Raw genomic sequence first — 12395 nt, forward strand, 5'->3', positions numbered from 1 at the left:
GCTCAACCAGCGACAGCCGGGCTCAGCTCTCCCCGGCGATCGCGGGCTGGCCCGGCGGGTTGACCACCACGAACACCACGCCGTTGCTCGGATCGCGGACCATCGTGCCGGAGATGCGGCCGTCGAAGACGAGGTCCCAATAGACCTGCTCGTTGCCGAGCTCGTAGGAGACCCCGAGGCGCACCCGGAAGCCCATCTGGGGCAGCACCCGCTTGTAGAAGGCGATCACGCTGTCGAGGTCGGCGGCGTGGATGTCGAACTGCCAGGTGTCGTCGAGCGGGCCCGGGTCCTTGACCTTCACGCCCGGGGGCACGGGGAAACCCTGCACGGAGCGGAAGCCGTGGGCCGGCAGCTCGCTGGCTCCCGGCACCGCGGAGAGGGTCGCCTGGGGCTTGATCGTGGCCTCGGCCTTGGGCTGCTGGAGCGCGGTGTCCTTCGGCTCGGCGGGCTCGTCCTGCCCGAGCTGGGAGGTGTCCGTGGCGCTCGGGGTGCTCGGGGTCGTCGTACCGGCGCTCGCGCCCGCACTCGGCCGGTCGCTGCCTCCGCACGCGGCGGTGGTCGCGGCTGTGAGCAGGATGACAAGGATGGCGCCCACGAGGCGTCGAAGGGACACGAACCCTCCCCCTAGAGTCGTCGAGAATCCCTGCGACCGTACCTGACAGGACTGAGCCGTGCCTGAACGCCCGACGACCTACGAGTTCGACCGCGGCATCGCCGTGACCGCCCACCCCGACGGCGGGTACGCCGCCGAGCTCGACCCGGGCTGGGTCGTCGGCGGCGGCGTCAACGGCGGCTACCTGCTCGCCGTGATCGGCAACGCGGTGCGGGAGAGGCTGGCGGCGTCCGGGCACGTGGACCCGTTCTCGGTGAGCGCGCACTACCTGAGTGCCTCGGTACCCGGGCCGGCGACGGTGGAGACCGAGGTGGTGCGCGCGGGGGGCCGGTTCTCGACGGTGGCGGCCACGCTGGTGCAGCACGTGGACGGCGTCCGGGTGCCGCGGATCAGCACGCTGGCGACGTACGGCGACCTCGACGCCGCGCACGACGCGACCACCGACGCCGCCGCGGCCGCGCTCCACCTGGCCCTCCCCGTGCCCGAGCTGCCGCCGCTCGAGGAGTGCCTGCTGTCCTCGGACGCCCCGCCGGAGTTCAAGGTCGTCGCGCCGCTGCTCGACCGCTTCGGGACGCGGCTCGACCCGGCGACGGCGATGTGGGCGGTGGGCAAGCCCAGCCGCAACGGCGTGATCCAGGGCTGGTTCGAGCTCGCCGACCACCGGCCGCTGGACCCGATCGCGCTGCTGATGGTCGTGGACGCGCTGCCGCCGGTCACCTTCGACCTCGGCATGCCGGGGTGGGCACCGACCCTGGAGCTCACCGCGCACGTGCGGGCCAAGCCGGCGCCGGGCTGGGCCGTGGTCCGGCACTGCACCCGCACGGTCGCGGGCGGCCTGTTCGAGGAGGACTGCGACGTGTGGGACTCCACCGGCACGCTGGTGGCGCAGTCGCGGCAGCTGGCCCTGCAGCCCCGGACCTGAGTCACGGCCGGAGGTCGCCGCGCCGCACGCTGAAGACGAACCGCCGGCCCGGGTACTCGGTCAGCGACCAGAGCAGGTCGTCGTCCTCCCGGTAGCACAGGTCCTCCGGGCCGGCCGGGAGCGCCTGTCGGTGGGCGTGGAAGGCGCCCGGGTGGCCGACCTGGAGTGCGCCGAGCTTCCAGCGGCCGCGGCTGGTGGTCACGTAGTAGGTCCCGCGCACGATCGCCGCGCCCTGCATGTGGCCGAGCCCGCGGTCGTCGAGGAGGACCGGTCGCGACAGACCGTCCTCCTCCGCTGCGAGGTGGAACGTGCCGGGGTCGAGCGGGTACCGCACGATCCGCCGGGTCATGTCGCCGCGGGCGTACTCGCCGGCCACCAGGTGCGGCACCTCCGTGCTGCGGTCCAGGGACAGGAAGGAGTACCGCATCGGTTCGCCGTCGCCCGAGGCGTCGTACCCGAACCGGACGGGGAGCACGAAGCGGTGGCCGGAGGTCTCCCGACCGGGCTCGACCTCGAGGATCTCCTCCATCCGGCAGGTGAACAGGCCGCGTCGTGTCCCCGCGACGTACAGGTAGGGGCCGGCCCACACCAGACCCCCGGCATGCACGGCGAGCGGCCGGAGCCGCGCCGCCCCGGACTCGATCTCGGGCACGACCAGCAGGACGTGGCGGTAGCGCAACGTTTCGAGATCGACCACGGTGATCCGGCTGCCGCGGCCGTCCTTGGCGTACCAGCTGATGACCAGCAGCCGCTGCTCGATGCCCGGGACGTGGGCGGAGTTCGTGATCCCCTGCGGCCACCACCGTTCGGAGGCGGCGTCCTCGTCGTCCCACCGGAATCCCCACTCGACGGCCAGTCCGGGCACCGGAGTCCGCTCGGCACTTCGGTTGAGGTGGTCGAGCACACCGGCGACGCCGACGGGCTCGCCGTGCCGGTCGACGAGCGCATCGATCGCGGCGACGTGCCTCTCGGTACGACGCAGGTGGACGCTGGCCGGCCTGGTCACGAACAGCAACCTAGTGGCGGACTCCGTACGCTGCGCCCATGCAGCTGGTCGTCGGCGTCGCGATCGTCCACGGCGGACGCGTCCTCGCCGCTCGGCGTTCCTACCCGGCGGAGTCGGCGGGTCGGTGGGAGCTGCCCGGAGGCAAGGTGGATCGGGGCGAGACGCCGGCCGAGGGGGCCGAGCGCGAGATCCTCGAGGAGCTCGGGTGCCGGATCACCGTGACCGGCTGGCTCGAGCCCGAGGTGCAGATCCGCGACGGCCTGGTCCTGCGCGTGGCCACCGCTGCCCTGTCCGACAGGGAGCCCGTGCCGCGTCACGGCGAGCACGACGCGGTCCGCTGGCTGCGTGCCGACCGGCTCGACGACGTCGACTGGCTGCCGGCCGACCGTCCGTTCGTCGAGGCGCTGCGAAAAACGCTGGGCGCGGAGAACTAGGGTCGTGCCCATGGACAAGCACCTGCTCCTCGTGCACGCGCATCCTGACGACGAGAGCATCGGTCAGGGCGCGACGATGGCGAAGTACGTTGCGGAGGGCGTCGGGGTCACCCTGGTGACCTGCACGGGCGGCGAGATGGGCGAGATCCTCGTGCCCGAGATGGAGCACATGGCCGCGGACAAGGACGACACCCTCGCCGACCAGCGCAAGATCGAGCTGGACAACGCGATGAAGGAGCTCGGGGTCACCGACCACCGTTACCTCGGCGGCTTCAAGCGCTACCGCGACTCCGGGATGAAGTGGCACGAGGACGGCCACGCGATCCCCGACGACACCATCCACGAGAACGCCTTCTGGCACGCCGACCTCACCGAGGCCGCGAACGACCTCGTGGCCGTGATCCGGGAGGTGCGGCCGCAGGTGCTGGTCACCTACGACGAGTTCGGTGGCTACGGCCATCCCGACCACATCCAGGCCCACCGGGTCGCCACGTACGCCGCGTCGCTGGCTGCGGTGCCGTCGTATCGGCGCGACCTGGGGGAGCACCACGACATCCCGAAGATCTACTGGGGTGCGATGTCGGAGAGCCGCCTGCGGGCCGGGCTCCGGCTGCTGCGCGACGCCGGCGACACGACGACGTTCGAGGGCATGGACCCCGACGGCCCGCTGCCCCCGTTCGTCACCGCCGACGAGAACCTCTCCGCGATGATCGACGGGACGGCCTACCACCAGCAGAAGATGGCCGCGCTCGCCGCCCACGCCACGCAGATCACCACCGACGGCCCGTTCTTCGCCCTCTCCAACAACGTCGGCGAGACCGCATGGGGCCTGGAGTTCTACCGGATCGCCAAGGGCGAGCGGGGTCCGCTCAACGAGGACGGCCTCGAGACGGACCTGTTCGCCGGGCTGTGAGCGTGGTTTCGGCAGGCTCAACCACCGGTGGTTGAGCCCTTCGGCAGGCTCAGGAACCTCCTGCCGAAACCTCAGTCGGCCGACAACGGAGCCCTGGGTGGTTGAGCCCTTCGGCAGGCTGAGGAACCTCCTGCAGAGACCTCAGCCGGCCGGGGCCAGGTACCGGCAGCCGTGGTGGACCTCGAGCCCCATCGACTCGTAGAGCGCGATCGCCGGAGCGTTGCCGGTCTCCACGTGCAGCCACACCGTCAGCGCGCCCTGCTCGGCGCCCCACTCCAGGAGGGCGCCGGTCACCGCGCGCGCCAGCCCCTGGCGGCGGGCGGCCGGATCGACGTGCAGGCTGTGGATGCCGAGCCAGTCGCCGTCCACCGCGGCCTTCGCGACCGCTCTGCCGGCGATCGCGGCCGTCGCCCGAGGACCCTCGACGTCGACCTCGACGTCGGCCTCCGCCGGTCCGACGGTGCCGAGCCGGCGTCGGACCCGGGAGAGCGACCCGACCAGGAACAGCGCGTCGCCGCCGGCCACCGGCTGCCAGCCGGCGCTCTCGAACCATCGTTCGTCGTCGGAGTCCGCCTCGACCTGGACCATCGGCGGGCGCCCGTGCGCGCGGTAGAAGGACACGACCGCGTCGGCGGCGGAGTCCAGCGGCATCCCCGGGTCACCCATCGCCAGGCACGAGTTGGCCCGCTTGCGCAGCCGGTCGGCCGGCTGCGGCTCGGTGCGCAGCTCCCACTCGCCCAGCGGCTCGCGGACCACGCCCGGCCAGAGCGGTGCCGCGTGCCCCTCCGACTCGCGCACCGAGAAGCGCAGTCGGGCGCTCGGCCGGGGCGGGACCGGCTTGCCGGACACGATGTCGGCGGTGGCGATCTCCACCGCGGTGCCGTCCTCGCGACGGACCACGACGACGCCGTCGCCCCACGACTCGCAGATCCCGAGCACGTCGGTCATCGCCGGCCCCCCCGTGGGGCCGGTCTTGCCGGGCAGCACACGGCGTACGACGACCCGCTGACCGACGACCTGCGGGCCGAGCCCTGATCTGGTCGGATGTCGAAACGCGGGTCCGTCTGCCTGTGTCACTCCGGGGATACTAGGCTTTGCCGAAGTCCGCACCGGACTCGTACCCCAGGAGGATCCAGGTGACCTACGTCATCGCCCAGCCCTGTGTCGACCTGAAGGACCGCGCCTGCGTCGACGAGTGCCCCGTCGACTGCATCTACGAAGGCAAGCGGATGCTCTACATCCACCCGGATGAGTGCGTCGACTGCGGTGCGTGCGAGCCGGTCTGCCCGGTCGAGGCGATCTACTACGAGGACGACACCCCGTCGGAGTGGAAGGAGTACTACGACGCGAACGTGCACTTCTTCGACGACCTGGGCTCCCCGGGCGGCGCCGCCAAGATGGGTGTCATCGACAAGGACCACCCGCTGGTCGCGGCGCTGCCGCCCCAAGAACACGACGAGTGACCTCGCCGGTCCTCCGAGACCTCGTCTCCTCCCGGCTCCCGGACTTTCCCTGGGACCAGATCACCTCGTACGGCGACACCGCGCGAGCGCACCCTGACGGCATCGTCGACCTCTCGGTCGGCACGCCCGTGGACCCGACGCCCGCCCTCGTGCAGCAAGCGCTGCGCGAGGCGGCGGACTCGCCGGGCTACCCGCTGACGATCGGGCTCCCGCAGACGCGACAGGCGTGCATCGACTGGCTGGGCCGCCGGTTCGGCGTGACCGGGCTCGGCCTCGACGCGGTGCTGCCCGTCATCGGCTCCAAGGAGCTGATCGCCTCGCTGCCGACCCATCTCGGCGTCGGCCCGGGCGACCTGGTCGTGCAGCCGCTGCTGGCCTACCCGACGTACGAGGTCGGTGCGGTGCTGGCCGGCGCGCGCGTGCTGGCCGCGGACTCGCTGACCGCGATCGGCCCGGAGCGGCCGCGGATCCTCTGGCTGAACTCCCCGTCGAACCCGACCGGCAAGGTGCTTCCCGTCGACCACCTGCGCAAGGTGGTCGACTGGTGCCGCGAGCGGGACGTCCTGCTGATCTCCGACGAGTGCTACCTCGAGCTCACCTGGGAGGCCGACGCCCCGGCCGTCTCCGTGCTCCACCCCGACGTGTGCGGCGGCAGCCACGACGGCATCCTGGCGGTGCACTCGCTGTCGAAGCGCTCGAACCTCGCCGGCTACCGCTGCGCGTTCGTCGCCGGCGACCCGGCCGTGGTCGGCGAGCTGCTCGCCGTGCGCAAGAACCTCGGGCTGCAGATGCCCGGCCCGCAGCAACGCGCGATGATCGCGGCGCTCGGCGACGACACCCATGTCGACGAGCAGCGGGCGCTCTACGCCCGCCGCCGGCGGTGGCTGAAGGACGCCCTCGAGGGCGCCGGCTTCCGGATCGACCACTCCCAGGGCTCGCTCTACCTCTGGGCCACCCGAGACGAGCCCTGCCTGGACACGCTGTCCTGGTTCGCCGAGCGCGGCATCCTGGTGGCGCCCGGGTCGTTCTACGGGCGCGCCGGGGGCGAGCACGTCCGGGTCGCGTTCACGGCCACCGACGAGCGCGTCGGGGCAGCGGTGGAGCGCCTCGCCGGTTAGACCTGGGGCGCTGCCTGCATGGGAACGCTCGGACGCGAGGGGGCCGGTGAGTGCACCCGGACCGCGCTGATCGCCTCCAGCCGCGCGACCGCGTGCTCCTGCTCGGAGGTCTCGATCACGACACCGTGTCCGTCGGTGGCGACGACCTGCCCGCTGATCCAGGTGCCGCTGACCAGGATGTCGACGGACAACTCGTTCGCCTGGGCTCGTTCCAGTGCGGTCCCCATCGAGTAGATCATCGTGGTCTGCATGGCGGCTCCTCCCCCTGTGGCGCCATGATCCGGACGGACCGGTACGGGCGCCAGCCCTCGCCTCCGGTGGTGTAGACCGCCGCCGGTGGTCCGGCACCAAGGGATGCGCCTGATCGTGGGCCTCTGCCGTGCGGCCCGTCAGCCGAAGGACACGGTGACCTTGGTCGGCGACGCCGAGGACGCCACCCAGCCCTTCTCGGAGTGGTCGCCCGTGCGCCAGACCTTGCCGTCGTAGGAGACCGCGGTGACCTTCAGGTCGGAGGCGTGGGCGAGCAGGAACGCGGCGACGGACCAGCCGATCCGGTTGCCGTCCTGGCCGGTGGCCACGGTGACGGCCAGGTCCTGCCGAGAACCGGTGCGGGCGAGGGTGAGGTCGCCGTACGCCTTGGTCAGGGCGGACGAGGCGGCGGCCGCGGTGCCGTGCCCGGAGGGCTGGCGGACGACGCAGGTGAAGGTTCCGGCGGGGCTGTAGCCGGTCAGCGCCGACGCCAGCGCGCGTGCGTCGGGGGCGTGCACCGCGTACGCGTCGGGGTAGCCCGACCGCTGCACCTTCTGCGCGGCCACGGTGATCGGCATCGTCTGGTAGCCGTGGATCTTCTCCAGCGCGTCGTAGAACTTGTTGATCGTGTAGTACTCGTCGCTGATCTGCGCCGCGGTGCCCCAGCCCTGCGAGGGCCGCTGCTGGAAGATGCCGATCGAGTCCCGGTCGCCGTGCGCCAGGTTGCGGATCTTGCTCTCCTGGTACGCCGTGGCCAGGGCGATCGACACCGCCCGCGCCGGCAGCCCACGGCGGACCCCGATCGCCGCGATCAGCGCGGCGTTGCGCGCCTGGTCGGGCGCGAGGTCGACCGAGCGCCCCGCGACCTCGGCGGTGCACCCCGGCGGGTTGGGCAGCGGCCCGGTGCCACGCCACACCGCGATCGTCACGCCCGCGACCACCGCCAGGATGGCGAGGAAGAGCACGAACCCCGACCGCCGGCGCCCAGACCGCCCGCTAGTTGGCATGCAGGTCGGCGTTGAGCGCGATGCCGTCGGAGCGCCACGGCACGGCCTCGATGGTGCCGGTGACGGAGTTGCGCCGGAACAGCACGTTGTTCGCGCCGGAGAGCTCGGCGGCCTTGATCACCTTCGGCTTGTTGTCGATGTCGCGGACGGTGACCTTCGTGCCGGCGGTGACGTAGCAGCCCGCCTCCACGACGCAGTCGTCGCCCAGGGAGATCCCGATGCCGGAGTTCGCGCCGAGCAGGCAGCGCCGACCGACCGAGATGACCTCCTTGCCACCCCCGGACAGCGTGCCCATGATCGACGCTCCACCGCCGACGTCGGAGCCGTCGCCGACCACGACACCCGCGGAGATCCGGCCCTCGACCATCGACGCACCGAGCGTGCCGGCGTTGTAGTTGACGAACCCCTCGTGCATCACGGTCGTGCCCTCGGCGAGGTGCGCGCCGAGCCGGACCCGGTCGGCGTCGGCGATCCGGACCCCGGTCGGCACGACGTAGTCGGTCATCCGCGGGAACTTGTCGATGCCGAACACCTCGACCGGCCCGTCGGCGCGGAGCGCCGCCCGGACCTCCTCGAAGCCCGCGACCGCGCAGGGCCCGCGGCTGGTCCACACGACGTTGCTGAGCAGGCCGAAGATGCCGTCCAGGTTCACCTGGTGCGGCGCGACCAGCCGGTGGCTGAGCAGGTGCAGGCGCAGGTAGACGTCGGCAGCGTCGGCCGGGGGAGCGGAGAGCTCGACCGAGGTCAGCACGACCTCGGTGTGCACCCGGCGGGCGGGGTCCTTCGCCTCGAGCGAGGTCAGCGAACCGGGCGCGACCGCGTCGCCGGGCGCCTCGCCCAGGGTGGGGGTGGGGTACCAGGTGTCGAGCACCGAGCCGTCGTCTGCGAAGGTCGCGAGACCGAAGCCCCACGCCCTGTCCTGGGCACCGGTCGGGGAGTCAGACATGGACCTCAGGCTACCCACCGTGCCTGAGTGCCGGACCGGGCGGGCTCAGTCCTCGGATCGCGGACGGCGCAGGTTCTCGTCCAGCCATCCCTTCACCGACCCGAGCAGCCCGGCCACGTCGTGGACCAGCTTGCCGAGCGCGTTCTGGCTCTGCCGGAACGACTCGGCGTAGCTCTGCGCGGCCTCCTGGGCGGCGGCGCTGAGCGGGGCGTCCGGGTCCTCCGAGCGCCGGGGATAGGTGCCGGAGAGGATCGCGGTGTACTCGCCGGAGTCGACCCAGCGGCGCAGCTCGGCCGCACGTACGACGGCGAACGGATGCGACCGGTTCTCGATCAGCAGCATCTTGAGCACCGAGTCGCGCAGGTCGCCGGACTCGTCGTACTCGCGGCCCTGGTCGAAGAAGGACGTCGTGTCGAGGTCGTCGAGGTGGCCCCCGCTGGCGAGCTTCATGTGCACGCGGAACGCCACCGCCGGGTCCTGCGTCGCGAGCAGGCCGGCCCGGTCCGCGGACAGCTCGGACTTGCGCGACCACTCCCGCAGCGCCGCCACCACCATGCGGATGCCGAGTCCGCCGAGCGGGACGGCGTTCAGCACACCGGTCAGCTGGAGAAGGCGGCGCAGCAGCGTCTGGTAGACGGCGTGGCCGCTGAGCGCGTGGCCGAGCTCGTGCGCCAGCACGAAGGCCATCTCCTCCTCGTCGAGGAGGTCCACGAGGGCGGAGTTGACCACGATCAGCGGCCGGTCCATGCCGATGGTCACGGCGTTCAGCGTCGGGTCGGCCGTGACGAAGAGGTCGGGCACCTCCGGGGCGTCGAGCACGGCCGCCACCTCGGCCAGCTGGCGGCTCATCGCGGGGAACTGCCGGTGGTCCGTGCGGATCGCCGAGCCGAGCAGCTCCAGGCGCACCGCACGCTCGTTGACCAGGCCGGACATCGCCTTCAGCACCGCGTCGAACCCGCGCAGCTTGCGCAGCGCCACGAGCGCTCCGCGGTCGGCGGGGTGCTCCCACGCACGGGAGCTGATCTCGGGCAGCGGCACTCGGCGCCGAGTCGGCGAGGACGACATGCCCGCCAGTGTGCCGGTCGGGCACGATGGGCGCATGGGAAACGGAGGAGCGCGGTTCAAGGAGCTCTGTCTCGACACCGACGGCGACGGTGAGGCGGTCGGCCGGTTCTGGGCCGCGGCGACCGGCTGCGAGTACACGCGGAGCGGTCCCGACGACCCGGGCGACGTCGTCGGCTCCGAGGAGGGCATGGGCATCGCGATCTGCCGCGTGCCCGAGCCGATGACCGTCAAGAACCGCGTGCACCTCGACCTGCACACGGCCTCGATCGAGGACCTCGAGGCCCTCGGCGCGACCGTCGCCCCCGAGCAGGACGACGACGACCCGTGGACGGTCATGCTCGACCCGGAGGGCAACGTGCTGTGCGGCTTCGTGCGCGAGCCGGAGCGCATGCCGGCGTACCGGGTCTACGAGCTGGCCGTCGACGCCGCCGACCCCGAGGCGATCGGGCGCTGGTGGGCCGACGTGTTCGGGGTCGAGCTCCGGCACAAGGACGGCACCACCTGGTGGTGGCTGGAGGACGTGCCCGGCATGCCCTTCGACGCCTGGGTCTTCGGTGCCGTCCCGGAGCCGAAGACGGTCAAGAACCGCATGCACTGGGACGTGTACGGCGACGTCGCCGACTTCGAGGCGCGCGGCGCCACGCGGCTGTGGGAGATGCCGCGCTGGACCGTGCTCGCCGACCCCGAGGGCAACGAGTTCTGCGCCTTCCCCTTCCCCGAGCAGTAGTCGATGGGTTTCGGCAGGCTCAACCACCGGGTGGTTGAGCCTGCCGAAACCACGCAGCCGCGCCGTGCTGACAAGATGACGGGCATGGTTCTGGATCTCTCCACCGACGTCGTCGCGCTGACCGAGGCCGTGGTCGACGTCGAGTCGGTCAGCCGCAACGAGCAGGCACTCGCCGACGCGATCGAGGCCGCCCTGCGGGCGTGCGACCACCTCGAGGTGACCCGCCTGGGCAACTCGCTCGTGGCGCGCACGGACCTCGGCCGCGGCGAGCGCGTCGTGATCGCCGGGCACATCGACACGGTTCCCCTCAACGACAACCTCCCCGTGCGCAACGACGGCACGATGCTGCACGGCTTGGGCACCTGCGACATGAAGGGCGGCGTCGCGGTCGCCCTCAAGCTCGCGGCCGGCGTGCGGGACCCGAACCGTGACATCACCTATGTCTTCTACGACTGCGAGGAGATCGAGGCCGTGCACAACGGTCTCCGCCGGATCGCCGAGGAGCGCCCCGACCTGGTCGAGGCGGACTTCGCGATCCTGATGGAGCCCTCCGACGCCGCGATCGAGGCCGGGTGCCAGGGCACCCTGCGGGTCGAGGTGCGCACCCACGGCGAGCGGGCGCACTCCGCGCGGTCCTGGAAGGGCGTCAACGCGATCCACCGGGCGGGCGAGGTGCTGCGCCGGCTCGAGGCGTACGACGCGCGCCGGCCGGTCGTCGACGGCCTCGAGTACCACGAGGGCCTCAACGCCGTGCTGATCAGCGGCGGGGTCGCCACGAACGTGATCCCCGACGAGGCCGTCGTCACGGTCAACTACCGGTTCGCCCCCGATCGCACCGAGGAGGAGGCGCTGGCCTTCGTGCGCGACTTCTTCGACGGGTACGACGTCACGGTGACCGACTCCGCCCCGGGCGCGCGGCCCGGGCTCGACCTGCCGGCGGCCAAGGCGTTCGTCGAGGCCGTCGGAGGCGAGGTGAAGCCGAAGTTCGGCTGGACCGACGTCGCCCGGTTCACCGTCCTGGGCGTGCCCGCGGTGAACTACGGGCCGGGTGACCCGTCGTACGCGCACAAGGCGGACGAGCACGTGCCGATCGAGCACCTCCGCCGCTGCGAGCAGACCCTGCGGTCCTGGCTGGGGGCGTCATGAGCGACCGGCCCGACGCGCAGTCGCCCGACCGGCCCGGCGACGTCGCCCACGACCTGGCCCGGCCGGTCAAGCGCAAGGGGCCGACCTTCCTGCGCGACAAGCAGGTGGACCTCTCCACCACCGACCAGCGGCTGCTCGACTCGCGCGGCTCCAGCGACTGGGTGCACACCGACCCGTGGCGGGTGCTGCGGATCCAGGCGGAGTTCGTCGAGGGCTTCGGTGCGCTCGCCGAGCTCGGCCCGGCGATCGCGGTGTTCGGCAGCTCGCGGACGCCGCGCGACGATCCTTATTACGCCCAGGGCGTCGCGCTCGGCGCCGCGCTCGCGCGGGAGGGCTTCGCCGTGATCACCGGGGGCGGCCCGGGTGCGATGGAGGCCGCCAACCGGGGTGCCGCCGAGGCCGGCGGCGTCAGCGTCGGGCTCGGCATCGAGCTGCCCTTCGAGGAGGGCGTGAACGACTTCGTCAACCTCGGCGTGAACTTCCGCTACTTCTTCGCCCGCAAGACCATGTTCGTGAAGTACTCCCAGGGCTTCGTGGTGATGCCGGGCGGCATGGGCACGTTCGACGAGCTGTTCGAAGCGGTGACCCTGGTGCAGACGCGCAAGGTCACGTCGTTCCCGGTCGTGCTGGTCGGCGTCGACTACTGGACGGGTCTGCTCGACTGGCTGCGCGGCACGGTCCTGGGCGAGGGCAAGATCAGCCAGACCGACGTGGACATGCTGCAGCTGACCGACGACGTGGACGAGGCGGTCGCGATCATGGCGGCCGCCCGGTGAGCCGGGAGGA

At 72.1% G+C, this 12395-nt stretch carries 15 protein-coding genes; 8 read left to right on the forward strand and 7 right to left on the reverse strand.

Features of this window, described 5'->3' with window-relative positions; all coding sequences use genetic code 11:
• Window positions 1–22 precede the first annotated feature (22 nt).
• Window positions 23–613, reverse strand: a complete 591-nt coding sequence (locus EFL26_RS16820) for a hypothetical protein (protein WP_148046753.1) — start codon at window positions 611–613, stop codon at window positions 23–25.
• Between the two features lie 58 nt (window positions 614–671).
• Between EFL26_RS16820 and EFL26_RS16825 the strand changes: the two genes are divergently transcribed.
• Complete coding sequence (locus tag EFL26_RS16825) at window positions 672–1535, forward strand: thioesterase family protein (RefSeq protein WP_123224063.1); 864 nt, start codon at window positions 672–674, stop codon at window positions 1533–1535.
• Between the two features lies 1 nt (window position 1536).
• On the opposite strand, the gene EFL26_RS16830 is transcribed toward EFL26_RS16825, so the two are convergent.
• Complete coding sequence (locus tag EFL26_RS16830; protein WP_148046754.1) at window positions 1537–2541, reverse strand: hypothetical protein; 1005 nt, start codon at window positions 2539–2541, stop codon at window positions 1537–1539.
• Window positions 2542–2579: 38 nt separating this feature from the next.
• Between EFL26_RS16830 and EFL26_RS16835 the strand changes: the two genes are divergently transcribed.
• On the forward strand, window positions 2580–2975 hold the full coding sequence (locus EFL26_RS16835; RefSeq protein WP_123224065.1) for a (deoxy)nucleoside triphosphate pyrophosphohydrolase: 396 nt from the start codon (window positions 2580–2582) through the stop codon (window positions 2973–2975).
• A gap of 10 nt (window positions 2976–2985) precedes the next feature.
• Entirely contained in the window at window positions 2986–3888 is a 903-nt protein-coding gene (gene mshB, locus EFL26_RS16840; protein ID WP_123224066.1) for an N-acetyl-1-D-myo-inositol-2-amino-2-deoxy-alpha-D-glucopyranoside deacetylase, read from the forward strand.
• Between the two features lie 141 nt (window positions 3889–4029).
• Here mshB and EFL26_RS16845 read toward each other — a convergent pair whose 3' ends face one another.
• Entirely contained in the window at window positions 4030–4965 is a 936-nt protein-coding gene (locus EFL26_RS16845) for a GNAT family N-acetyltransferase (RefSeq protein WP_148046755.1), read from the reverse strand.
• 59 nt (window positions 4966–5024) lie between these two features.
• Here EFL26_RS16845 and fdxA point away from each other — a divergent pair, with 59 nt between their 5' ends.
• Both fdxA and dapC read left to right on the forward strand, forming a co-directional pair.
• The gene (fdxA, locus tag EFL26_RS16850) at window positions 5025–5351 is read left to right on the forward strand and encodes a ferredoxin (RefSeq protein WP_123224068.1); all 327 of its coding nucleotides are present in this window, start codon (window positions 5025–5027) and stop codon (window positions 5349–5351) included.
• Complete coding sequence (gene dapC / locus EFL26_RS16855) at window positions 5348–6469, forward strand: succinyldiaminopimelate transaminase (protein ID WP_123224069.1); 1122 nt, start codon at window positions 5348–5350, stop codon at window positions 6467–6469. The genes fdxA and dapC overlap by 4 nt, the downstream gene beginning before the upstream one ends.
• Here dapC and EFL26_RS16860 read toward each other — a convergent pair.
• The 4 genes from EFL26_RS16860 to EFL26_RS16875 form a co-directional block, all read right to left on the reverse strand.
• Window positions 6466–6720, reverse strand: coding sequence for a hypothetical protein (locus tag EFL26_RS16860; protein WP_123224070.1), 255 nt, complete (start codon window positions 6718–6720; stop codon window positions 6466–6468). The two genes, dapC and EFL26_RS16860, sit on opposite strands and share 4 nt — an antisense overlap.
• 138 nt (window positions 6721–6858) lie before the next feature.
• Window positions 6859–7683: a hypothetical protein gene (locus EFL26_RS16865; protein ID WP_123224071.1), complete on the reverse strand. Its 825-nt coding sequence runs from the start codon at window positions 7681–7683 to the stop codon at window positions 6859–6861.
• Window positions 7684–7714: 31 nt separating this feature from the next.
• Window positions 7715–8671, reverse strand: coding sequence for a 2,3,4,5-tetrahydropyridine-2,6-dicarboxylate N-succinyltransferase (gene dapD / locus EFL26_RS16870; protein ID WP_123224072.1), 957 nt, complete (start codon window positions 8669–8671; stop codon window positions 7715–7717).
• 45 nt (window positions 8672–8716) lie between these two features.
• Window positions 8717–9736 carry a M48 family metallopeptidase gene (locus EFL26_RS16875; protein ID WP_123224073.1) on the reverse strand — a complete coding sequence of 340 codons (1020 nt, stop codon included), beginning with the start codon at window positions 9734–9736 and terminating at the stop codon, window positions 8717–8719.
• Window positions 9737–9770: 34 nt separating this feature from the next.
• Between EFL26_RS16875 and EFL26_RS24780 the strand changes: the two genes are divergently transcribed.
• The 3 genes from EFL26_RS24780 to EFL26_RS16890 all read left to right on the forward strand — a co-directional run bounded on the left by EFL26_RS24780 (window position 9771) and on the right by EFL26_RS16890 (window position 12385).
• The gene (locus EFL26_RS24780; RefSeq protein WP_123224074.1) at window positions 9771–10463 is read left to right on the forward strand and encodes a VOC family protein; all 693 of its coding nucleotides are present in this window, start codon (window positions 9771–9773) and stop codon (window positions 10461–10463) included.
• 84 nt (window positions 10464–10547) lie between these two features.
• Entirely contained in the window at window positions 10548–11609 is a 1062-nt protein-coding gene (gene dapE / locus EFL26_RS16885; RefSeq protein WP_246000239.1) for a succinyl-diaminopimelate desuccinylase, read from the forward strand.
• Window positions 11606–12385, forward strand: coding sequence for an LOG family protein (locus EFL26_RS16890; protein ID WP_123224075.1), 780 nt, complete (start codon window positions 11606–11608; stop codon window positions 12383–12385). Before dapE ends, EFL26_RS16890 begins: the two co-directional genes overlap by 4 nt.
• Window positions 12386–12395: the final 10 nt, after the last annotated feature.

It is taken from the genome of Nocardioides pocheonensis, assembly GCF_003725535.1.
GTDB lineage: Bacteria > Actinomycetota > Actinomycetes > Propionibacteriales > Nocardioidaceae > Marmoricola > Marmoricola pocheonensis.